We start from the raw sequence: 23560 nt of genomic DNA, 5'->3' as shown, positions 1-23560 counted from the left end.
TGGCACGTAGTGCCCTTAATTTTGCAGGAAGTTTTTGGAATTTCCTGCAAAATTAAAAAAGACTTTCACCCGTAAAAGGACGAAAGTCTGTACATCGTTAACCACCTGTTACTGCATACCAGCATATGAGTTTCCTGTAACGGGGGAAATAACCGTCAGAACTTACTCGCCAGACTGCTTTCAGTTACTGCAACTCGGAAGTGATGTTCAGATCTACCCTACTTGCACCGGTCTTCCACCATCTCCGGTTCGCTTTACCTTTCAAATAAACCTTACTGTCTTCGTCAATGTCTTTTGATCTTTTTTCACCATTTCTAGGTTATTATAATAAAGAACCCCTTGCTTCGTCAAGGGGTTCTGCGGGATTTCGTGATTCTTTCCTTATATTTGACTGACCAGACGTTAATCTTTGTCAACTTCTCTTCTGCGCTTTCTGTTTGTTTCCACTTTCTTCTTTCTCAAGTGTTTCAGAACAGCCCTCCATACAATAATAAGAATGAGTACTGCTGCAATCACACAGATTACAAGGATTACCTCTCGTGGTATTGTACTCTGAGCCTGCTTTTGTGTTTCACTGTCTGACTTATCGCCGGACACCTGTGCTTCATTTTCTGTGTTATCCTTCTGCAGATATTCATCACTTAATGTCACAGCTGCTTTTCCGACCGGGTTGCCCTGATAAGTATAAGTTACTGTTCCGGTGCTGCTGTTCGTATCATCCTGCGTAATTTCGTAATCCAGGCTTTGGAAATTTACATTTTCCGGAAGTACAACATATGCATTCGGATCAATTTCTTTAAAATCTGCGGAGTCTTCATAATCCGCAATCGTATATTTTGCGAAATTATTAAATCCATACTCCAGTAAATTGATGGAGTCTGGGTATACATTTTTCCCATGTGTCTTCAAGACAACACTGATCAGCTCCAGATTATCATCCGCTGCACAGGATACCAACGTGTTGAGTGCTTCATCTGTATAACCGGTTTTTCCGGCTATTGTCTTTGGATAATAATAATCGTTTCCCTCGTAAAACATCATATCACTCTGCTGAAAGGTTCTCGCCTGATTTACCAGATTAGTTGCACCGATCGTATACTGCTGTGTCTGGGCAATCGTCTTGAATTCTTCATGATTTTCAAGCAGTTCCTGTGTAATAAGTGCCATATCACGTGCCGTCGTATAATGGTTCTGCGCATTCAGCCCATTCGGATTTTCAAAATCAGAATTTACTGCTCCCAGCTCTTTTGCGCGTTCATTCATCTTTGCAACAAAGCCATCATATCCTAAACCACCCACATTTTCAGCAATCGCATAAGCAACTTCATTTGCAGATGCCATCAGAAGTGCGTGAAGCGCATCATTTAAAGAAATTTCCTCCCCCGCGATCATTCCGATATAAGCATCCCCCTCTGCTACACAATCCACACTATTCTGTGTAATCGTGATCTTGTCATCAAGATTGCCGTTTTCCAATGCGACAAGTGCCGTTAAAATCTTTGTAATACTGGCAGGATAAGCCTTTCCGTCAATGTTTTTCGCATAAAGGATCGCACCGCTTTTTGCCTCCATGACAATCCCAGCCTCTCCGTAAGTAGCCGGTCCTTCCGGCCAGTTCTCCAGCTCATTGCTGGCAATCTTCATATCATATGCCTGCTGTGTTACTTCATCGATTTTCTGCTGCTGCAGGGCTTTAATTTCTTCTTGATTTTTTCCGGAAGTTTCTTCCTCTGTCAGATTATAATTGCTGACCGTTGTATCAATTGGTTCATTTGCTGACGTATCTTCTGCAAATGCGGTCATTCCAAGACTTCCAACCATCACTGCCACCAGCGACGCACTTAAAATTTTCTTCCATCTCCTCACGGATCTTCTCCTCCAAATTCTTTAATCTTATCTAATAAATCCCCGATATCTGTTCAGACATGCGTAAATATCCTGTTTACGGATCTGTGCCATCGCTACAGAAAGATAACTTCCTTTGCAAAGGGATGCCAGACCCTGCTTCTTAATCTGACTCCAGAGCTTTTCCACGCAAAGATCAACATCCTGTTCCTTCCGTTCCATTTCTTCCAGCAGATTCTTCAGGCAGTACGCTAATGCCGTTGTCTGTTCTGCATCCAGGATTTGTTCTACATATTTCAGATCCACATTTTCTCTTCCAATAGAAAATGAATCTTTACCAAACTGTTTTATCTTCACCTGATCTCTCTTCTTTTCCATTTTTCCGGCCTTTAAGCTTCTGTGATGATCTTTATCAAATAAGACAGCTACATCAACCGAAACCTTTTTCTCTCCGGTCTCACTTTTTTCACCAATCACCGTTTTCACTTTTTCTGTGATATCGTACGTTCGGTAATTATCCATCTGCAGCACATGATCAGCAATGTAAAAATAAGATCCAGAACTTCCGGCCACCAGAATAATAGAAATTCCCTGCTTTTGATACAGGTTACCTGCCTGAAGAGTAAATGGTGTAATCGGTTCCTGTTCGCCGGATACAACAGCCTGCATCAGCTCATCCCTGACCATAAAGTTCGTCGCACAGGTGTCTTCATCGATCAAAAGACATTTTGCACCTGACTGTACCGCTTCTACCACATTTGCAGCCTGCGAAGTCGAACCACTGGCATCCTCTGTGGAAAAATTTACTGTATCTTTCTTATTCGGCAGATCATTGATAAACGGTGAAATATTGATATGGGATACACATCTTCCGTCCTCGGCCCGGATCTTCATCGCAGTATCCGAAGTAATCACGTATTCTCTTCCATCTCCGGCGACGTGATTGTAAATTCCCTGCTCGAGTGCCTTCAGAAGTGTTGATTTTCCATGATATCCTCCACCCACGATCAAAGTAATTCCTTCCGGGATTCCCATTCCTTTTATTTTACCCCGGTGTGGAAGTTCCATCTCTACTTCCATACTTTCCGGTGCTTCAAAAGCAATTGCACCTTTCATAGGCTTCTGTGATACACCGCTTTCTCTTGGCAGTATAGAACCATTTGCCACAAATGCAATAAGTCTCCGCTTTGTCAGTTCTCTTCTTATATAATGTTGATCTTCCGCAAGTTCTATACACTTTTTCACTTCCTGCTGATTCAGGTTCTTATAATATAAAGATCTGTCAGCTATTTCCGGAAGATACTCAAACAAAATCTTCCTCAGTTCAAATGCATTGATCGTCCGTCCATTTGCCGGAAATCCAACTTCAAACCGTACCAGAAGATCTCCATCCTTAATTTCAAATGCAGTCCTGTCCAGAACCTCCTGTCCACAGCGGCTTATCCCAATCAATCCACTTTTCCCGGAACCCTTTGCCTGGAAAATAAATTTGGAAACAGCTTTTCCGAATTGTCTTGTCAGATAATCCTGAAGCGCAATTCTTCTGTGTTCTTCTTTATAATATTCTTCTGGAAATCTCGCCTGGATTTTCTTCACCTGAATACTCAGCTTTGACGGAGAAGCAAATGGATCTCCTTGTACATGATCAATATTGAGCTGGTATCCCTGAAACTGATAGCTTCCTCTCAAATCTTTGTAAGCTGGATAGCTTCTTCGATTGATACTCATCAAATTTTTTTCTAATTCTGCTGCTGATTTCATATCCTGCTCCCTCTTATCAAATTCTATGATGTTGGGGTCAAGATGTCAAAAATCCTCTTGCAGGCAAGCTTGCATCGGCTTTCTGACCTTTTGACCCTGGTATCATTCTATTTTACTAGCAAAAATTTACTTGGTGCATATTAAATTTTCTATAAAACGAAAAAAGATGTAAACCCAATTTATACAGGATTTACATCTTCTAAATCATGAAGCATCGGGGATTCGAACCCCGGACAACTTGATTAAAAGTCAAGTGCTCTACCACCTGAGCTAATGCTCCATCTGTTATACAGCTTGCCTTCTTTCGAAGACAGTGCCCAGAACCGGAATCGAACCAGTGACACGAGGATTTTCAGTCCTCTGCTCTACCGACTGAGCTATCTGGGCATACACACTAATGTGTGAGTTGCGGGAGCAGGATTTGAACCTACGACCTTCGGGTTATGAGCCCGACGAGCTACCAGACTGCTCCATCCCGCGATGATATCTCATTATAGCACATTTTTTCTAAATATGCAATGGGCGGAGGTGGATTCGAACCACCGAAGCAAATTGCAGCAGATTTACAGTCTGTCCCCTTTGGCCACTCGGGAATCCACCCATATGAAGTTTTACTGTCTTCCAACAGACATCATTCAGATTAACTGTCTGATGCAAGCCGATGATCGGACTCGAACCGATAACCTGCTGATTACAAATCAGCTGCTCTGCCAATTGAGCCACATCGGCATACCAATGGGACCAATAGGGCTCGAACCTATGACCCTCTGCTTGTAAGGCAGATGCTCTCCCAGCTGAGCTATGATCCCATGATAATTTAATTAAGCAATCAACACTAAGTGTTTCCTGCAAGCGACCCGAATGGGACTCGAACCCACGACCTCCGCCGTGACAGGGCGGCGCTCTAACCAACTGAGCCATCGGGCCTTATTTAAAGGCATTTCATGTACCTTCAAAACCACATACAAATTTAAATCTTTACTCCATCCATTCTTTACCCTGTCCTACCTTCTTGGTTATGCCCTCGACCGATTAGTAACAGTCAGCTCCATGCATTACTGCACTTCCACCTCTGCCCTATCTACCTTGTCGTCTTCAAGGGGTCTTACAACTTACGTTGGGATATCTCATCTTGAGGGGGGCTTCACGCTTAGATGCCTTCAGCGTTTATCCCTTCCTGACTTGGCTACTCTGCCATGCTCCTGGCGGAACAACAGATACACCAGCGGTCAGTCCAGCCCGGTCCTCTCGTACTAAGGCCAGCTCCTCTCAAATATCCTACGCCCACGCCGGATAGGGACCGAACTGTCTCACGACGTTCTGAACCCAGCTCGCGTACCGCTTTAATGGGCGAACAGCCCAACCCTTGGGACCTACTTCAGCCCCAGGATGCGATGAGCCGACATCGAGGTGCCAAACCACTCCGTCGATGTGAACTCTTGGGAGTGATAAGCCTGTTATCCCCAGGGTAGCTTTTATCCGTTGAGCGATGGCAATCCCACTTTATACCACCGGATCACTAAGTCCTACTTTCGTACCTGCTCCACCCGTCGGTGTCGCAGTCAAGCTCCCTTCTGCCTTTGCACTCTTCGAATGGTTTCCAACCATTCTGAGGGAACCTTTGAGCGCCTCCGATACCCTTTCGGAGGCGACCGCCCCAGTCAAACTCCCCACCTGACATTGTCCCCCAGCCGGGTCACGGCTGCTGGTTAGAAATCCAATACTGCAAGGGTGGTATCCCAACAGCGGCTCCGCATCAACTGGCGTCAATGCTTCTTCGCCTCCCACCTATCCTGTACATACAATATCGAATCCCAGTATCAAGCTGGAGTAAAGCTCCATGGGGTCTTTCCGTCCTGGCGCAGGTAACCAGCATCTTCACTGGTATTTCAATTTCACCGGGTGCATTGTTGAGACAGTGCCCAAATCATTACGCCTTTCGTGCGGGTCGGAACTTACCCGACAAGGAATTTCGCTACCTTAGGACCGTTATAGTTACGGCCGCCGTTTACTGGGGCTTAAGTTCAAAGCTTCGCTTGCGCTAACCTCTCCCCTTAACCTTCCAGCACCGGGCAGGCGTCAGCCCATATACTTCACCTTACGGTTTTGCATAGACCTGTGTTTTTGCTAAACAGTTGCTTGGGCCAATTCTCTGCGGCCAGCTCTCACTGGCACTCCTTCTCCCGAAGTTACGGAGTCATTTTGCCGAGTTCCTTAACAATGCTTCTCCCGTCGGCCTTAGGATTCTCTCCTCACCTACCTGTGTCGGTTTACGGTACGGGTACAGTACAAACAATAGCGGCTTTTCTTGGCAGCTGGCTCACACATTTCCCTACTTCAGTTCGGTATGCATCACGTCTTCGGATTGTCACGCGGATTTGCCAGCGCGACTCCTACCTCGCTTGCCGCGGGATTCCATTCCCGCTAGTGCTCTCCCTCTGCGTCCCCACAGTTCTGTTATACTGCAGTACAGGAATTTCAACCTGTTGTCCATCGGCTACGTCTTTCGACCTCACCTTAGGCCCCGACTTACCCAGAGCAGATCAGCTTTACTCTGGAAACCTTGGGTATTCGGCCGGAAGGATTCTCACCTTCCTCTCGCTACTCATTCCGGCATTCTCTCTTCTTAAAAGTCCACAGCTCCTTCCGGTACTGCTTCTTCCCTTTAAGAATGCTCCTCTACCAATTAACTACGTTAATTCCTGAGCTTCGGTAGTGTGTTTCAGCCCCGGACATTTTCGGCGCAGGACCTCTCGACCAGTGAGCTATTACGCACTCTTTTAATGTATGGCTGCTTCTAAGCCAACATCCTGGTTGTCTTTGAAATCCCACATCCTTTTCCACTTAACACACATTTTGGGACCTTAGCTGCAGGTCTGGGCTCTTTCCCTTTTGACTGCCCAACTTATCTCGTGCAGTCTGACTCCCATGAATCATCTTACTGGCATTCGGAGTTTGATATCCTTTGGTAAGCTTTGACGCCCCCGCGGGAATTCAGTGCTCTACCTCCAAAAGACTCTCATGAGGCTAGCCCTAAAGCTATTTCGAGGAGAACCAGCTATCTCCGGGTTCGATTGGAATTTCTCCCCTATCCACACCTCATCCCCACCCTTTTCAACGGATGTGGGTTCGGACCTCCATTGCCTTTTACGGCAACTTCATCCTGGACATGGATAGATCACCCGGTTTCGGGTCTACTCCATCTGACTTAACGCCCTATTAAGACTTGTTTTCACTTCGGCTCCATTCCTTAAGAACTTAACCTCGCCAGATGGCGTAACTCGCCGGACCGTTCTACAAAAAGTACGCGGTTCATCATATATAGATGTTCCACAGCTTGTAAACACAGGGTTTCAGGTTCTCTTTCACTCCCCTCCCGGGGTCCTTTTCACCTTTCCTTCACAGTACTATGCGCTATCGGTCACTAAGGAGTATTTAGCCTTACGGGGTGGTCCCCGCTCATTCCCACAAGGTTTCTCGTGTCTCGTGGTACTCTGGATCCCGCCTTGCTGACTCGTCTTTCGCTTACGGGGCTTTCACCCTCTCTGGCTGGCTTTCCCAAAACCATTCTGCTAAACTTATCAGATCAATTACGCGGTCCGAACCCCGGAATGCACGCATTCCGGTTTGGGCTCTTCCGTTTTCGCTCGCCGCTACTCACAGAATCACTTGTTGTTTTCTCTTCCTCCGGCTACTTAGATGTTTCAGTTCACCGGGTTCCCTTCCATACGTTATGGATTGGCGTATGGATGACTGGAGTCTGTCCAGCCGGGTTTCCCCATTCAGATATCTCCGGATCATCGGATATTTGCTCCTCCCCGAAGCTTTTCGCAGCTTATCACGTCTTTCATCGGCTCTTAGTGCCAAGGCATCCACCCTGCGCTCTTTCTAGCATAACCAACTCCCTTCTCCCACGGGAATGGGATCCGGTTACACATGCATAGCGTTGCATGCGTTGGTATTTCAGGTCGTTTTTTTACTTCGTTTTCTCGAAGATGTAAGTTAATCATTACCTTGCGGTGATGATCACCTCGGATGTCTTTCTCTATTTGAGAATTGATTTATTTTTGTATGCAGTTTTCAAAGTACATGCGGTTCTTTCGAACCTAGTGGAGAATACGAGATTCGAACTCGTGACCTCCTGCTTGCAAGGCAGGCGCTCTCCCAACTGAGCTAATCCCCCATATTCAATTATCTTTTAAAGAAGTGGGCTTAAGTGGACTCGAACCACCGACCTCACGCTTATCAGGCGTGCGCTCTAACCGGCTGAGCTATAAGCCCTTCCTTTTATAATCTGGCGGCCACCTGCTCTCCCACACCGTCTCCAGTGCAGTACCATCGGCCGATCAGGTCTTAACCATCGTGTTCGAGATGGGAACGGGTGTGTCCCCTGACCGCATCGCCACCAGAAGTATTGAGTTTTGATAACTCAACAATAGACAACTTTCCTTACTTCTTCTTCCTTAGAAAGGAGGTGATCCAGCCGCACCTTCCGATACGGCTACCTTGTTACGACTTCACCCCAGTTATCGGTCCCACCTTCGGCAGCTCCCTCCTTACGGTTGGGTCACTGACTTCGGGCGTTACCAACTCCCATGGTGTGACGGGCGGTGTGTACAAGACCCGGGAACGTATTCACCGCGACATGCTGATTCGCGATTACTAGCGATTCCAGCTTCATGTAGTCGAGTTGCAGACTACAATCCGAACTGAGACGTTATTTTTGAGATTTGCTTACCCTCGCAGGCTCGCTTCCCTTTGTTTACGCCATTGTAGCACGTGTGTAGCCCTGCTCATAAGGGGCATGATGATTTGACGTCATCCCCACCTTCCTCCAGGTTATCCCTGGCAGTCTCTCCAGAGTGCCCATCCGAATTGCTGGCTACTGAAGATAAGGGTTGCGCTCGTTGCGGGACTTAACCCAACATCTCACGACACGAGCTGACGACAACCATGCACCACCTGTCACCGGTGTTCCGAAGAAAAGGCGTCATTACACGCCGGTCACCGGGATGTCAAGAGCAGGTAAGGTTCTTCGCGTTGCTTCGAATTAAACCACATGCTCCACCGCTTGTGCGGGTCCCCGTCAATTCCTTTGAGTTTCATTCTTGCGAACGTACTCCCCAGGTGGACTACTTATTGCGTTTGCTGCGGCACCGAAGAGCTTTGCTCCCCGACACCTAGTAGTCATCGTTTACGGCGTGGACTACCAGGGTATCTAATCCTGTTTGCTCCCCACGCTTTCGAGCCTCAACGTCAGTCATCGTCCAGTAAGCCGCCTTCGCCACTGGTGTTCCTCCCAATATCTACGCATTTCACCGCTACACTGGGAATTCCACTTACCTCTCCGACACTCTAGCTGCATAGTTTCCAAAGCAGTCCCGGGGTTGAGCCCCGGGCTTTCACTTCAGACTTACACAGCCGTCTACGCTCCCTTTACACCCAGTAAATCCGGATAACGCTTGCACCATACGTATTACCGCGGCTGCTGGCACGTATTTAGCCGGTGCTTCTTAGTCAGGTACCGTCATTTTCTTCCCTGCTGATAGAGCTTTACATACCGAAATACTTCTTCGCTCACGCGGCGTCGCTGCATCAGGGTTTCCCCCATTGTGCAATATTCCCCACTGCTGCCTCCCGTAGGAGTTTGGGCCGTGTCTCAGTCCCAATGTGGCCGGTCACCCTCTCAGGTCGGCTACTGATCGTTGGCTTGGTAGGCCGTTACCCCACCAACTACCTAATCAGACGCGGGTCCATCTCATACCACCGGAGTTTTTCCCACCGAGCCATGCGGCTCTGTGGTCTTATGCGGTATTAGCAGTCATTTCTAACTGTTATCCCCCTGTATGAGGCAGGTTACCCACGCGTTACTCACCCGTCCGCCACTCAGTCACAAAAACCTTCATCCGAAGAATCAGGTTAAAGTGCTTCGTTCGACTTGCATGTGTTAAGCACGCCGCCAGCGTTCATCCTGAGCCAGGATCAAACTCTCGTTAAAAATGTTTGTATCCGGGTCAGAATCGCTTGGCAATTCTGTTCCTGTTTACTGTTCTGGTTCGACATCTTTCGATGTCCGTTCTTGAAAAATCTCTTTAAAGAATTTTCAGGGTTTGTTGTCTATTGTTCAGTTATCAATGTTCTTTTTGTTGTTGCCGTTTCATGCGACAGCTTTTATATTATATCAAAGTGTTTCATGTTTGTCAACAACTTTTTTAAATTATTTTTTGTTGCTTTTTTGAATCTCTCAAACAGCAACTCTGATATATTATCATATATCTTCTTGCTTGTCAATAACTTTTTTGAAGTTTTTTCAAAAGTTATTTTCAAACAAAACGGAGAAAGAGGGATTCGAACCCTCGCGCCGGTTGCCCGACCTACACCCTTAGCAGGGGCGCCTCTTCGGCCTCTTGAGTATTTCTCCTCAGCCCGATCCAAGGTCTGTATTTAACTGTGTGTTTACATACTTTTAATGTAACTTCACAGCGCATTGATAATTATACCTAAGAACCCTTTTTCTGTCAACGGTTTTTTCGATTATTTTTTTCTTTTTTTAAGTTTGTTTTCTAATTATCTATATATAGAAGAAACAGACTCTTTTTCACTATATCTAGCAAAGAGTCTGTCCTTTTTACCTTATCTTTATTTTATGCTTCCTTTGGTTCATATTCAGATATGGTTTCTTCTATTCTTCTTTTTACTTCTTTTGCGATCTCTGTCGTCTTCATTTTTTGATATTCTTCATAATAAATCGGTTCCAGGAAATGTACCTGTACCGTTACCGGTGCGATACTATTTGTATCAAACGGTTTAAAAGAATCGATCAACGCAATCGGTATGATCGGGCATTTCGCTTTTGTTGCCGCCTTGAAGCTTCCACCTTTAAACTCAAGAAGCTTGTTCCCCATCTTCGAGCGGGTTCCTTCTGCAAAGATCAGATAGTTTCTTCCTTTCTTTACTTCCTCTGTAACATCCATGATCACTTGCATAGACTGACGGATATCTTCGCGGTCGATCATGTAGGCCTTCATACATTTAAATGTCTGCTTGAGAAGTGGAACATTTGCCACTTCTTTTTTTGCCACCACCGAAAACGGACGCGGGCAGGCATCAACAATTGCGAGTACGTCATAAAGCCCTTGATGATTCGGAAAAAACATAAACCCTCCCTCTTTGGGGATGTTTTCTTTTCCATATGCTTCGATTGTTACATTTCCGCCTTTATTGGCTCTTTTGACAATATATTTCAGAAGCTTATATCGGGTGATTTCCGGATACTTGTCTACGTGCGCGGCATAGTAACACAGCTTGCACCACATAAACGGAACAAGCAGAATATTCCGAATTACCATAAGTGCAATTCTTTTCACACAATTCATTCCCTATTCCTCCGCATACTCTTTGACGGCTGTCTCGTATAAATTATTGCCCTCGGAGTCAATCACAACAATTGCCGGAAGGTCTTCGATCTCCAGGCGGCGGATCGCTTCTGTGCCAAGATCATCATATGCGATCACATCTGCTCTTTTGATACATTTTGAAAGAAGCGCGCCTGCTCCTCCGACTGCTGCAAAATAAACTGCTTTATTTCTCACGATTGCATCCCGGACAGCCTGACTTCTTTTCCCTTTTCCTATCATTCCGCCAAGCCCCAGATCCAGAAGGCGTGGTGCATATTTGTCCATCCTGCTTGCTGTTGTCGGTCCTGCTGAGCCGATCGGTCTTCCTTCTCTCGCCGGAGATGGTCCCATATAATAAATCATCTGATTCTTAATATCAAGTGGAAGCTCTTTTCCTTCCGAAAGCACTTCATCCATTCTTTTATGAGCAGCATCACGGGCAGTATAAATAACTCCCGTAAGATATACATAATCTCCTGCTCTTAAATCCTGTATTTCTTCCTTTGCTACTGGAACTGTAATATGTCTTTCCATATCCTTTTCCTTCCTGATTCTTTTTCTGTATTCTGCTGCGGCGTTTTTAACCACTAACAGGAGTCTTACAATTCTCTTAAAATAATTTCAGCCAGTTTCTCAACTGTAAAGTCTACAAAACTAATGCACTGCGCTTTTCTCTCCGGAGAATTTTTTTCTTTTCCTCTTGTCAACACACGACAGCAGGTTGCTCCGCAATGTTCTTTAAATGCGTCGTGAAACTCTTTCGTCAGCCGCTGGCATTTCAAAAAGGCTTCATCTCCAGGTGTTCTTCTTCCGAAAAAATAGCCGATGCACATGGTTGCTCCTGCAAGCGCACCACAAATACAGCCACCATCTCCGAGCCCCCACGGGAATCCGGATGACATAGCGATCGCATCATCTGACAGATCAAGATCAAAGCCCTTTTTGATTGCATAGATTACCGACTCTGAACAGGCGAACCCTTTCTGAAAAATCTCAACCGCATCTTTTCGCATTGCGTCTACGTCTACATTTGTATTCATAATTATCCTCTTTTCATTTCCTTTAAATATTACACATCCTCTCACCGGGCAAAAACCATTTGTAACATACTTCATCTTCGCACGAGTACATATCTTCGGCGCGGAAAGTCTTTTCAGGATTCCCCGGTAAATTAAATAGTGCGGATCACATGGCGGTTAACATGACAGCAAATATTTACAGCTACCGGAAGTCCGGCAATATGAGTCGGATAAGTGTTGACATTGACAGCCAGCGCGGTTGTGCTTCCCCCAAGTCCGCCCGGTCCGATTCCAATCTTGTTGATCCGCTCCAGTAATTCTTCTTCCAGTTCTTTTACATATGGAATGTCTGAATGGCTTCCGACTTCTCTTGTAAGTGCTTCTTTTGCCATCAGTGCGCATTTTTCAAATGTGCCGCCGATTCCCACGCCGATAACCATCGGAGGACAGGCATTCGGACCGGCATCTTTTACTGCCGTAAGAACTGCTTCCTTTACTCCTTCGATTCCGTCTGCCGGTTTCAGCATAAATACACGGCTCATATTTTCGCTTCCAAAGCCTTTTGGTGCGACCTTGATCTTCACCTGATCGCCCGGAACAATTTTATAATGAATGATTCCCGGTGTATTATCTTTTGTATTCTCTCTGAGAATCGGATCTTTCACAACGGATTTTCTCAGATATCCGTCAACATAACCCCGACGGATCCCTTCATTTACCGCATCTTCCAGGTTGCCGCCTTCGAAATGTACATCCTGTCCGATCTCAAGAAATACGACTGCCATTCCAGTATCCTGGCAGATTGGAATCATATCTTTTCCGGCGATCTTCAGATTATCCTGAAGCTGGCTTAATATCTTTTTCCCCAGTGGTGACTTCTCTGTTGAAACTGCATTTTTCATCGCAATGTCCATATCTTTTGAAAGAAAATGGTTCGCTTCAATGCACATTTCTTTGATATTCTTTGAAATCTCTTCCACGTTCAATGTACGCATTGGTTTTTCCTCCTGCATTTCATAATCTGATTTTTATTATACTATGGTTTTTTTTCATCTGCAATGTAATCATCTTCAAATAAACCTGTATTACCTCAAATTGTTAACCTTATAAAATTTTAAGTTGACATTCTTTCTTTTGCATGGTAAAGTGTGAAATGTATTTGATATTTTTTTACCAAGGAAGGTTTACTTATGATTTCTGAAATTGAAACAACTACAGATCCGGTGCTTTCACGAGAAGATGCGATTGCAATCCTGAATACACCGGACGAAGAACTCGATCAGCTCATTGCACAAGCTGAAAAACTGCGCAGAAAATATAAGGGCAATCATGTAAGTATTCATATTCTTACCAATGCCCGCAGCGGTAACTGCTCACAGGACTGCGCTTACTGTGCACAATCCTGTCGTTCAAAAGCCGATATCGACAAATATAAGTGGGTAGCTGATGAGAAGTTATATAAAGATAATGCTTTTGTAAATGAACATCATCTTTCCAGACACTGCATCGGACTCAGCGGTATGAAATTCACCGACGAAGAGATTGAAGAACTGGCTTCTAAGATCCGCAAGATGAAGGAAGACGGAACTCACCTTTGCTGTTCCATCGGATTTCTTACTGAAAAACAGGCTCTAATGTTAAAAGAAGCCGGACTCGACCGGATCAACCACAACCTGAACAGCAGCCGGGCTTACTACAGTCACATCTGTTCTACCCATACTTTTGAGCAGCGCGTTCAGAATATCAAAATGCTTCAGAGACTTGGATTTGAAATCTGCAGTGGCGGAATCATTGGAATGGGCGAAAGCAAAGAGGATGTTGTTGATATGCTTCTGGAGCTTCGTGAAATCCAGCCGGAAGCTCTGCCGATCAACTTCCTGTTGCCAATTCCGGGAACTCCGCTCGGTGATGCCGATATTTCCGAACTCACAACTGAGTATTGCATGAAGGTTCTCTGCCTTGCAAGACTTCTGGTTCCGCAGTCAGATATCCGTTGTGCTGCCGGACGTGAGGTTTATTTTAAAGGTGAAGAAAAGAAGCTTCTCAGCGTTGTAGATTCCATCTTCGCTTCCGGTTATCTGACCGCAGATGGTCAAGGAATCAAAGATACGATCCGGACGATTACGGATGCCGGTTTTACATATGAGATCGAATCTGCTTAATTTATTGACACGCCGAACATTATTAACATTCTAAAAGGAGAATACTTAACATGGCTCAGGGAAACACTCAGACACTTAGAACTACCAATACTTACGCAATGGCTGTCACCGCTCTTATGACCGCTGTCACCTGCATTCTTGCACCGCTTTCCATCCCGATCGGACCGGTGCCGATTTCACTTACCAACTTTGCAATTTATCTTTCTCTTTATCTTCTGGATTGGAAGAAGGGAACCGTCAGCTATATCCTTTATCTTCTTCTCGGACTTGTAGGACTTCCTGTATTTTCCGGATTCACCGGAGGAATCGGAAAGCTTGCCGGACCAACTGGCGGATATATCATTGGTTTCATCCCAATGGCAATCATTGCCGGTATTGTAATTGACAAATTCAGTCAGAGATGGATCCAGATTCTTGGAATGATCGTTGGAACTGCAATCTGCTATGCATTCGGAACTGCATGGTTCTGCATTCAGGCAGGTTACACTGTATCTGCTGCCCTTGCAGTATGTGTCATTCCATTTATCCCGGCGGACCTGATCAAGATGGTGATCGCCATGATCATCGGACCTGAAATCCGCAAAAGACTCGGAGCTGTTGCACAGTAAGATGCACGGCGTCTGCCAGAATATTTAAAGTCTGGCAAAATAATAATTCAGCCCCCTCTACAAAGTCCGGAAAGCCTGTTTGCTGCAGCGTTTCCGGGCTTCTTTGTTTTTTTAATCCGGCTTTTACCAGAGCAAACGCAAGCCATGCCATAACATTTCTTTCCATGCAGCCTCATAAAACAAAGCAAGAGACCAGACAAGGCATTTGCATATTCCCTGTCCAGTCTCTTTATGATTTATCCTGCTTCTGTATTTCTACTTTCGCTCAGATCTTTATTCTTCTGTCTGCTCTTCTACAACCGTCTCAGCAGTTGCTTCTGTATTTGCTTCTTCTGCAGTCTCTTCTGCGTTCTCCTCCAGTTCACCTGAAGCCCTGCGTACCTTTGCGATACTTGCAACTTCTTCGTGTTCCTTCAGATTGATCAGTTTAACACCGGATGTGATTCTTCCGAGTACGGAAATCCCCGCACATTCCATACGGATCACGATACCATCTGTGTTGATGATCATAATCTCATCATCCGGACCTACTGCCTTTGCACCGACTACATTTCCGGTCTTCTCTGTGATCTTATAGCATTTCACGCCTTTTCCACCACGGTTCTGGGCTGTGAATTCTTCCATGCGGGTTCTCTTGCCCATACCCTTTTCAGATACGATCAGAAGCTCTTCACCCTGCGCATCAAGCTGCATTGCAACAACTTCATCACGGTCACTTAAATTCATACCACGAACGCCCATAGAGGTCCTTCCGGTTGAGCGTACATCAGATTCATGGAAACGGATGCATTGACCATACTGCGTAACGAGAATAACATCTCTTTCATCATCCGTAATCTTAACTTCGATCAGTTCATCATCCTCACGGAGTGTGATCGCAGCAAGTCCTGTCTTTCTTACATTTGCGTAATCCAAGATCGGAGTCTTCTTAACAAGACCTTTCTTGGTTGCCATGAACAGATAGTCACCTTCCTTGAAATCCTTGATCGGAATCATTGCTGTGATCTTCTCATCCGGCTGAAGCTGAAGGATGTTGATAATTGCTGTACCTCGGGAAGTTCTTCCTGCTTCCGGAATCTCATATCCCTTCAGGCGATAGCAGCGTCCGGTATTGGTAAAGAACATAATATACTGGTGAGTATTGGTCATGAACAGCTCTTCTACATAGTCTTCATCCAGAGTCTGCATACCCTTGATACCCTTGCCGCCACGATTCTGGCTCTTGAAAGTATCGTTGCTCATTCTCTTAATGTATCCCATCTTGGTCATGGTGATCACTACATCTTCTCTCGGGATCAGATCCTCTGTAGAAATGTCGTATTCATCAAATCCGATGGCTGTTCTTCTGTCATCTCCGTATTTTTCAGAGATCACAAGGATTTCTTTCTTAATTACGCCAAGCAGAAGCTTTCTGTCTGCGAGGATCGCCTTGTACTCTGCGATCTTCTTCTCAAGCTCTGCATACTCTGTTTCCAGCTTCTCTCTTTCCAGACCGGTCAGAGCTCTCAGACGCATATCCACGATAGCCTGGGACTGTGCATCACTTAAGTTAAAGCGGCTCATCAACTCTGCTTTCGCAATCTGTACGGTCTTGGATCCACGGATGATCTTAATAACCTCATCAATGTTATCCAGGGCGATCAGCAAACCTTCCAAGATGTGTGCACGTTCTTCTGCCTTATTCAGCTCATATTTGGTACGTCTGGTAACAACGTCTTCCTGATGTTTCAGATAATGGTTCAGGATTTCCAGAAGGCTCATAACCTTCGGCTCATTATTGACCAATGCAAGCATGATCACACCAAATGTATCCTGCAGCTGTGTATGCTTGTAAAGCTGGTTCAGAACGACATTCGGGTTCACATCTCTTCTCAATTCGATGCAGACACGCATACCTTCACGGCTTGACTGGTCACTCAGGTCTGTGATTCCATCAATCTTCTTATCTCTTACAAGCTCCGCGATCTTCTCGATCAGGCGGGCTTTGTTGACCATATATGGAAGCTCGGTTACTACGATTCTGTGCTTTCCATTCTGCATTGGCTCGATATTGGATACCGCACGCACACGGATCTTTCCACGTCCTGTACGGTAAGCCTCTTCGATTCCTCTTGTTCCAAGGATCGTTGCTCCCGTCGGAAAATCAGGTCCTTTGATGATCTCCATGATCTCTTCGATCGTGGTCTCATCTTTATCTTCAATCTGGTCATCAATAATTTTCACAACCGCACCGATGACTTCTCTTAAGTTGTGCGGTGGGATATTGGTTGCCATACCTACCGCGATACCGGAGGTTCCGTTTACCAGAAGGTTCGGGAATCTTGACGGAAGTACGGTCGGTTCTTTTTCTGTCTCGTCAAAGTTCGGTGCAAAATCAACGGTATCTTTATTGATATCCGCTGTCATTTCCATCGAAATCTTACTAAGTCTTGCCTCGGTATATCGCATTGCGGCAGCACCGTCGCCGTCCACAGAACCGAAGTTACCGTGACCGTCTACAAGAATGTAACGGGTAGACCAGTCCTGTGCCATATTAACGAGGGCTCCGTAAATAGAACTGTCACCATGCGGGTGATATTTACCCATGGTATCACCAACGATACGCGCGCATTTACGGTGCGGCTTGTCAGGACCGTTGTTCAACTCGATCATCGAATAAAGAATACGTCTCTGAACAGGTTTCAGACCGTCTCTTACATCCGGAAGCGCACGAGAAGCAATAACACTCATGGCATAATCGATATAGAACTCTTCCATGGTTTTTTTCATATCCACTTCATGAACTTTATCAAAAATATTATCTTCCATTGGTATTCTCCTATATATCTAAGTTCTTAACAAATTTTGCATTCTCTTCGATAAATTCTCGTCTTGGTTCTACTTTATCTCCCATCAGGGTTGTAAAGGTAAGATCCAGTTCGGAAGATGTCTCATCGTCCATTGTCACTCTTCTTAAGATTCGATGCTGCGGATCCATTGTGGTATCCCATAACTGCTCTGCGTCCATCTCACCCAGACCTTTGTATCGCTGAATCTTATTGTTCTGATCACGTCCGACTTCGCTGATGATCTTCGCCAGTTCTTCATCGCTGTATGCATACCAGACTTTCTTGTTCTTCTCCAGCTTGTAAAGCGGCGGCTGAGCCAGATATACATAGCCCTGTTTAATCAGCTCCGGCATAAAACGATAGAGGAATGTCAGAAGCAGTGTACTGATATGTGCTCCATCAACGTCGGCATCGGTCATGATGATGATCTTGTGATATCTCAGTTTGGAAATATCGAAATCATCATGGATTCCTGTACCGAATGCAGTGATCATTGCCTTGATCTCGGCATTACCGTAGATCTTATCCAGTCTTGCCTTCTCTACATTCAGGATCTTTCCACGAAGTGGCAGGATCGCCTGGGTCGCTCTGTCACGGGCTGTCTTTGCAGAACCTCCCGCAGAGTCTCCCTCTACGATGTAGATCTCACACTTGGATGGATCTTTGTCTGAACAGTCTGCAAGCTTTCCAGGCAGTGACATGCCTTCCAGTGCGGATTTTCTTCTGGTAAGATCTCTCGCCTTTCTGGCCGCCTCTCTTGCTCTCTGCGCCATAACCGACTTCTCAACAATTGATTTTCCAATAGCAGGATTCTGTTCAAGGAAGATCTGAAGCTGGCTGCTGACGATACTGTCAACCGCACCTCTCGCTTCACTGTTACCGAGCTTCTGCTTGGTCTGTCCTTCAAACTGAGGATCCTCGATCTTAACACTGATGATTGCTGTAAGACCTTCCCTGATATCCTCACCGGAAAGATTCGGCTCACTGTCTTTTAATAATTTGTTCTTTCTCGCATAGTCGTTAAAGGTCTTTGTGATCGCATTTCTGAATCCGACCACATGGGTCCCACCTTCCGGTGTTGTGATATTATTTACAAAACCATAGGTGTTATCTGTATAAGAATCATTGTGCTGCATTGCAACTTCAACTTCTACATTATCTTTTGTTCCTTCACAGTAGATGATCTGCTCGTAAAGCGGAGTCTTACTGCGATTTAAGTACTGAACGAACTCCTTGATACCGCCTTCATAGTGGAACACTCTTTCCTTCGGTTCTTCATCCCGGAGATCAGTCAGGCTGATGCGAAGTCCCTTGGTAAGGAACGCCATCTCACGGAATCTCTGTTTTAACGTATCATAATCAAATACTGTATCTTCAAAAATAGTTTCATCCGGAAGGAAGGTTACCTTTGTTCCTGTCTTCTCTGGATCACATTCGTCTACAACCTTCAGCTTGTAAACAACATGTCCTTTTTCATATCTCTGTCTGTACACCTTCCCTTCGTGGCAGATCTCAACCTCAAGCCAGTCAGAAAGCGCATTTACAACGGAAGCTCCTACACCATGAAGTCCACCGGATACCTTGTATCCTCCACCGCCGAATTTACCGCCGGCATGAAGCACGGTGAATACAACCTCTACCGCAGGGAGTCCCGCTTTGTGGTTGATCCCCACCGGAATACCACGTCCGTTATCTATAACCGTAATTGAATTATCCGGATTGATGAACACCTGGATATGATCGCAGTATCCTGCAAGCGCTTCATCCACCGAGTTGTCAACGATCTCATAGACAAGATGGTGAAGTCCTCTTGAAGATGTACTGCCAATATACATACCAGGTCTCTTTCTTACTGCTTCCAGCCCCTCCAGTATCTGGATTTGGTCTGCTCCATATTCTGCACTCATATTGATCCTCCTAATTCTCTTTTGATACATGTCCGTTCTGAACATGGAATACTTTATTTATTGAAAATCGATGATTGACAAACTCGTCAAGTCCCGTACAGGTGATCAGAGTCTGTATATCATGAATACTGTCCAGTAAATAGTTTTGCCTGTGTTTGTCAAGTTCAGACAATACATCGTCAAGCAGCAGCACCGGCGTATCCTTTATGATCTGCCGTACCAGCTCGATCTCAGACAGTTTCAGCGAAAGTGCCGCTGTCCTCTGCTGCCCCTGCGATCCGAATCTGCGGATGTCGATCCCACCTGCCATAAAACAGATATCATCCCGGTGAGGTCCCACCGAGGTACTCTTCATCCTGATATCGCGCTCCCTGTTCTTCTCAAGCGCCGCCTCAAGTGAAAGCGCTCCGCATCCAGGTTCATACGAAAGGCCGATCCTTTCCCTGCCTCCCGTCAGTTTATGGTGAATGTCTCCGATTATCGCATTGACCTCCTCGATAAACCGGAGCCTTCTCTGAATAATCTTTTCTCCATACTGAACCAGCTGCATATCCCATACATCCAGTGTGTCCAGTATATCATCTCTGTAATAGGCATCCTTCAGCAGACGGTTCCGCTGATTGAGTGTGCGGTTATAATTTGCCAGGTCGCTAAGATACACCTTATCAAGCTGTGAAAGCTCCAGGTCCATGAACCTTCTCCTCTCCGCCGGACCATTTTTAATAATGTTCAGATCCTCCGGCGAGAAAAACACAAAATTCGTCAGACCGAAAAGCTCACTCGCCCTCCGGATCGGGACCTTGTTAATCGCAATCCCTTTCGGACTGTTCTTCTTCAGGTGCATATCGATCTGCCATGGAACGCCATTTTTCTCAATGACAGTCTCAATATGAGCCTCATCCTGCCCGAATCGGATCAGATCCCGGTCCTTCGTCCCCCTGTGAGACTTCGTGGTTCCCGACAAATACACCCCTTCCAGGATATTCGTCTTGCCCTGCGCATTATCACCGTAAAAAATATTCGTGGCATGATCAAATTCAATATTTAATATTTCATAATTTCTGTAATCTTTTAATTTTAATGATTTGATAATCATACCTGTGCCAGCCTATTTTTCAATCTTGATCTCTTCTCCGTTAAATGTAACAACGTCGCCGTCATATAATTTTTTACCACGTCTGGTATCTACTTCTCCATTAACCTTTACCAGACCTTCTGTAATGACTTCCTTGGCTTCCACACCGGATCCTACAAGACCTGCTGCTTTCAGTGCCTGACCAAGCTTGATAAATTCATCTCTGAGTTTGATTGTCTCCATAATTTTTGTCCTCTCTAAATTCCTATACTGCTCCACTGAAGTTCACCGGAAGAATCAGGTATACATAGCTTTCTCCTTCATCCTTGATAAAGCAAGGAGCCTTTGCATTCATAAAGTAAAGATCTGCTTCTTCGTCATCAATGACACGAAGTGCGTCAATGAGGAACTTCGGATTGAAGCCGATCAAGAGGTCTTTTCCCTCTTTAGTGATCATAATCTCTTCATCCATCGTACCCTTCTCTGACTTGATCTTAAGTTCCATCATTTCATCCTGAATGTTGATGATGATCGGCTTCTTATCACCTTCTTTTACAAGAAGAGTTGCACGGTCAATACAGTTCAGGAGTTCTCTTTTATTGATTCTTACCTTTGTCTCATAATCATTGGACAGCATCTGCTCGATACGGAAATATTCTCCTTCAATCAGTCTGGATACTACAACGGTATCATCAAATTCAAATACAATGTGGTTGGCTGTGAAATACAGTCTCACTTCGCTGTCTGCTTCACCTGAAAGGATCTTGCTGACTTCGATCAGGGTCTTTCCCGGAACCACGATCTTCTTCGGTTCATAAGATTCCTTCAGCTCGATCTTGCGGATGGAAATACGGTGTCCGTCAAGGGATACCACTTTCAGAATATCCCCGTTCATATCGAAGAGTTCTCCTGTCATCAGTTTGTTGCTGTCGTTGTCTGCAATTGAGAAAATGGTCTGGCGGATCACTTCTTTCAGTGTGAACTGGGAAATGGAAACCGGATTTTCTCTCTCAATATACGGCAGATAAGAAAAATCTTCACCGGATTTACCGGAAATATTGAATTTTGCTTTTTCACAGGTAATGAGCGTCTGAAAGTTCACTCCACTTTCAATCACGATTTCATTATCAGGAAGCTTTCTTACGATATCTGAGAAAATCCTCGCATCCAGTGCGATCATTCCCTTCTCATCGATCTGCCCTCTGATCACAGTCTCGATCCCAAGCTCCATATCGTTCGCTGTAAGTTTGATAATATCTGTAGTTGCATCTATCAGAATGCATTCCAGGATCGGCATGGTTGTCTTTGTCGGAACAGCCTTTGATACAATGCTGACCCCTTTCACAAGATCTGATTTAAGACATCTGATTTTCATAATGTGTAAAACTCCTTTCGACGCGCAAAATATATATTTATATAAAACAAATCCGTAGTTATCTTAGTAGTGTCTGTTGAATTGTGGACAAGTACTTTAAGGCCTTGATTCAAAAGGATTTAAGGCTTTGACAAGTCCGTGGACAGTTCTTTTTCTTCCCTGGCAGATCATGGAAAACTTTTCTACAGCGGGCTGATTTTCTTCTGAATGATCTCGATCGTATTTCTCAAAGTCTCATCTTTTTCCACATCCCGGGCAATCTTGTCCACACCGTGGTTCACAGTGGAATGGTCACGCCCTCCGAGCAGATCACCGATACTTTGAAGAGACGCATCCGTCATCTGCCTGCACAGGTACATCACGATCTGTCTGGCTCCGGCCGTTCTTGCATTTCTCCGACTTCCCTTAAGTTCAGAAACGGAAACATTAAAATGATCGGAGACAACATCCAGAACCAGCTCCGGCGTCACCTTGTGGCTATCGTCCGGTGCGATCATATCCTTCAGTGCTTCTGCCGCCAGAGAAACATCAAAGTTCTTTCTTCCACCGATCCGGTATAATGCGATCAGCTTGTTAAGTGAGCCTTCCAGTTCCCGGATATTGGTCTTGATGTTCATCGCAATATACTGGATCACCTCATCCGGAATCTGATATCTTTCCAGTTGGTCCAGTTCTATTTTCTTATAAAGAATCGCCATACGTGTCTCGTAATCCGGCACCGAAATATCTGCGATCAGTCCCCATTCAAATCTTGTCCGCAGACGCGCCTCCAGTGTCGTCATATCCTTTGGCGGTTTGTCGCTGGAAATGACGATCTGCTTTCCGGCATTGTGCAGATGATTGAACGTATGGAAAAATTCTTCCTGTGTACTTTCTTTGCCGATAATGAACTGTACGTCATCGATCAGAAGTACGTCATTATTGCGGTACTTATCGCGGAATGCATTCATCGCCAGATCGTTGCCGGTTTTTCCGTTGCGGATCGCCGTGATCAGGTCATTGGTAAATGTCTCACTTGTCACATACAGGACTTTCTTCGATGGTTCCCGGTCCAGTATGTAGTGTGCGATCGAATGCATCAGATGGGTCTTGCCAAGTCCTACCCCACCATATAAAAACAGAGGATTGTAAACCTCACCGGGAGATTCGGCAACTGCCAGTGATGCGGCATGTGCAAAATTATTATTTCCTCCTACCACAAAGGTATCAAACGTATACTTCGGATTCAGATTCGCTTTTTCAGCTATCGGGCTTACTTCTTTATGCTTATGTGTCTTCTCTTTTACGGGCGCAGTCTTCTCCAGATATCTGCGCTGCTGCTCGCGCGGCAGATCTCTGGGAATAAACTTAATCTGATACTCTGTCCCGGTAACTTCCGCGATGCATACTTTAAGCGGAAGAAGATATTTATTCTGAATGTGTTCGATGCTCGCCTTAAAATTAACGGTAAGATACAGAGTGTTACCTCTGATCTCATATACCTCCAGCGGGCGTATCCACGTTTCAAAAGAAATGTTCGATAGAAAATATTCTACTTTCAGCTTTTGAATGATCTCTTCCCATTTTTCTTTTATGACGTCCAT

The 23560-nt window shown here is 45.2% G+C and carries 14 protein-coding genes, 10 tRNA genes and 3 rRNA genes; 2 read left to right on the top strand and 25 right to left on the bottom strand.

Annotated elements, in window-relative coordinates:
• Window positions 1-402: 402 nt before the first annotated feature.
• From NQ556_RS00135 to NQ556_RS00045, 19 genes are all read right to left on the bottom strand, one after another.
• Window positions 403-1866 (bottom strand): D-alanyl-D-alanine carboxypeptidase family protein, encoded by a 1464-nt coding sequence (locus NQ556_RS00135; protein WP_044999286.1) that lies wholly within the window; start codon window positions 1864-1866, stop codon window positions 403-405.
• A gap of 27 nt (window positions 1867-1893) precedes the next feature.
• Complete coding sequence (locus NQ556_RS00130; protein WP_008375567.1) at window positions 1894-3606, bottom strand: ABC-ATPase domain-containing protein; 1713 nt, start codon at window positions 3604-3606, stop codon at window positions 1894-1896.
• Between the two features lie 207 nt (window positions 3607-3813).
• Window positions 3814-3886, bottom strand: a tRNA-Lys gene (locus NQ556_RS00125).
• Between the two features lie 34 nt (window positions 3887-3920).
• Window positions 3921-3993, bottom strand: a tRNA-Phe gene (locus tag NQ556_RS00120).
• 19 nt (window positions 3994-4012) lie between these two features.
• Window positions 4013-4086 (bottom strand) — tRNA-Met (locus tag NQ556_RS00115).
• 39 nt (window positions 4087-4125) lie between these two features.
• Window positions 4126-4207 (bottom strand) — tRNA-Tyr (locus NQ556_RS00110).
• Between the two features lie 55 nt (window positions 4208-4262).
• Window positions 4263-4335: transfer RNA gene (locus NQ556_RS00105), tRNA-Thr, on the bottom strand.
• A 7-nt stretch (window positions 4336-4342) separates the two neighbouring features.
• Window positions 4343-4415, bottom strand: a tRNA-Val gene (locus NQ556_RS00100).
• Between the two features lie 44 nt (window positions 4416-4459).
• Window positions 4460-4533 (bottom strand) — tRNA-Asp (locus tag NQ556_RS00095).
• 85 nt (window positions 4534-4618) lie between these two features.
• Window positions 4619-7505: ribosomal RNA gene (locus NQ556_RS00090) — 23S ribosomal RNA — on the bottom strand.
• 211 nt (window positions 7506-7716) lie between these two features.
• A tRNA-Ala gene (locus NQ556_RS00085) sits at window positions 7717-7789 on the bottom strand.
• A 24-nt stretch (window positions 7790-7813) separates the two neighbouring features.
• Window positions 7814-7887, bottom strand: a tRNA-Ile gene (locus tag NQ556_RS00080).
• Window positions 7888-7898: 11 nt separating this feature from the next.
• Window positions 7899-8016: ribosomal RNA gene (gene rrf / locus NQ556_RS00075) — 5S ribosomal RNA — on the bottom strand.
• A gap of 57 nt (window positions 8017-8073) precedes the next feature.
• A 16S ribosomal RNA gene (locus tag NQ556_RS00070) occupies window positions 8074-9604 on the bottom strand.
• The 16S, 23S and 5S rRNA genes sit together here with 10 tRNA genes alongside, the layout of an rRNA operon.
• Window positions 9605-9939: 335 nt before the next feature.
• Window positions 9940-10027 (bottom strand) — tRNA-Ser (locus NQ556_RS00065).
• Window positions 10028-10250: 223 nt separating this feature from the next.
• Window positions 10251-10973: a lysophospholipid acyltransferase family protein gene (locus NQ556_RS00060; RefSeq protein ID WP_204576132.1), complete on the bottom strand. Its 723-nt coding sequence runs from the start codon at window positions 10971-10973 to the stop codon at window positions 10251-10253.
• Between the two features lie 12 nt (window positions 10974-10985).
• A complete protein-coding gene (locus NQ556_RS00055) occupies window positions 10986-11537 on the bottom strand; it encodes a Fe-S-containing hydro-lyase (RefSeq protein WP_008371397.1) in 552 nt (183 codons plus the stop codon).
• Window positions 11538-11602: 65 nt separating this feature from the next.
• Window positions 11603-12043, bottom strand: coding sequence for a C-GCAxxG-C-C family (seleno)protein (locus NQ556_RS00050; protein WP_022220240.1), 441 nt, complete (start codon window positions 12041-12043; stop codon window positions 11603-11605).
• A 131-nt stretch (window positions 12044-12174) separates the two neighbouring features.
• On the bottom strand, window positions 12175-13017 hold the full coding sequence (locus NQ556_RS00045) for a fumarate hydratase (RefSeq protein ID WP_022220241.1): 843 nt from the start codon (window positions 13015-13017) through the stop codon (window positions 12175-12177).
• Window positions 13018-13212: 195 nt separating this feature from the next.
• Between NQ556_RS00045 and bioB the strand changes: the two genes are divergently transcribed.
• A complete protein-coding gene (gene bioB, locus NQ556_RS00040; protein ID WP_008371394.1) occupies window positions 13213-14184 on the top strand; it encodes a biotin synthase BioB in 972 nt (323 codons plus the stop codon).
• Window positions 14185-14234: 50 nt separating this feature from the next.
• The gene (locus tag NQ556_RS00035; protein WP_008371393.1) at window positions 14235-14792 is read left to right on the top strand and encodes a biotin transporter BioY; all 558 of its coding nucleotides are present in this window, start codon (window positions 14235-14237) and stop codon (window positions 14790-14792) included.
• A 273-nt stretch (window positions 14793-15065) separates the two neighbouring features.
• Here NQ556_RS00035 and gyrA read toward each other — a convergent pair whose 3' ends face one another.
• The 6 genes from gyrA to dnaA form a co-directional block, all read right to left on the bottom strand.
• Window positions 15066-17600: a DNA gyrase subunit A gene (gene gyrA / locus NQ556_RS00030; protein WP_008371392.1), complete on the bottom strand. Its 2535-nt coding sequence runs from the start codon at window positions 17598-17600 to the stop codon at window positions 15066-15068.
• 10 nt (window positions 17601-17610) lie between these two features.
• Window positions 17611-19527 carry a DNA topoisomerase (ATP-hydrolyzing) subunit B gene (gyrB, locus tag NQ556_RS00025; RefSeq protein ID WP_022220242.1) on the bottom strand — a complete coding sequence of 639 codons (1917 nt, stop codon included), beginning with the start codon at window positions 19525-19527 and terminating at the stop codon, window positions 17611-17613.
• 10 nt (window positions 19528-19537) lie between these two features.
• The gene (recF, locus tag NQ556_RS00020) at window positions 19538-20623 is read right to left on the bottom strand and encodes a DNA replication/repair protein RecF (protein ID WP_008371390.1); all 1086 of its coding nucleotides are present in this window, start codon (window positions 20621-20623) and stop codon (window positions 19538-19540) included.
• A gap of 12 nt (window positions 20624-20635) precedes the next feature.
• Window positions 20636-20845 carry an RNA-binding S4 domain-containing protein gene (locus tag NQ556_RS00015; protein WP_022220243.1) on the bottom strand — a complete coding sequence of 70 codons (210 nt, stop codon included), beginning with the start codon at window positions 20843-20845 and terminating at the stop codon, window positions 20636-20638.
• Window positions 20846-20867: 22 nt separating this feature from the next.
• Window positions 20868-21977 (bottom strand): DNA polymerase III subunit beta, encoded by a 1110-nt coding sequence (dnaN, locus tag NQ556_RS00010; RefSeq protein ID WP_008371388.1) that lies wholly within the window; start codon window positions 21975-21977, stop codon window positions 20868-20870.
• 182 nt (window positions 21978-22159) lie between these two features.
• Window positions 22160-23560 (bottom strand): chromosomal replication initiator protein DnaA, encoded by a 1401-nt coding sequence (gene dnaA / locus NQ556_RS00005; RefSeq protein WP_008371387.1) that lies wholly within the window; start codon window positions 23558-23560, stop codon window positions 22160-22162.

This window comes from Coprococcus comes ATCC 27758 (assembly GCF_025149785.1).
In the GTDB taxonomy this organism is placed as follows: domain Bacteria; phylum Bacillota; class Clostridia; order Lachnospirales; family Lachnospiraceae; genus Allocoprococcus; species Allocoprococcus comes.
Note: the sequence above shows the minus strand (reverse complement) of the source record. Positions and strands in the feature narration are given on the sequence as shown.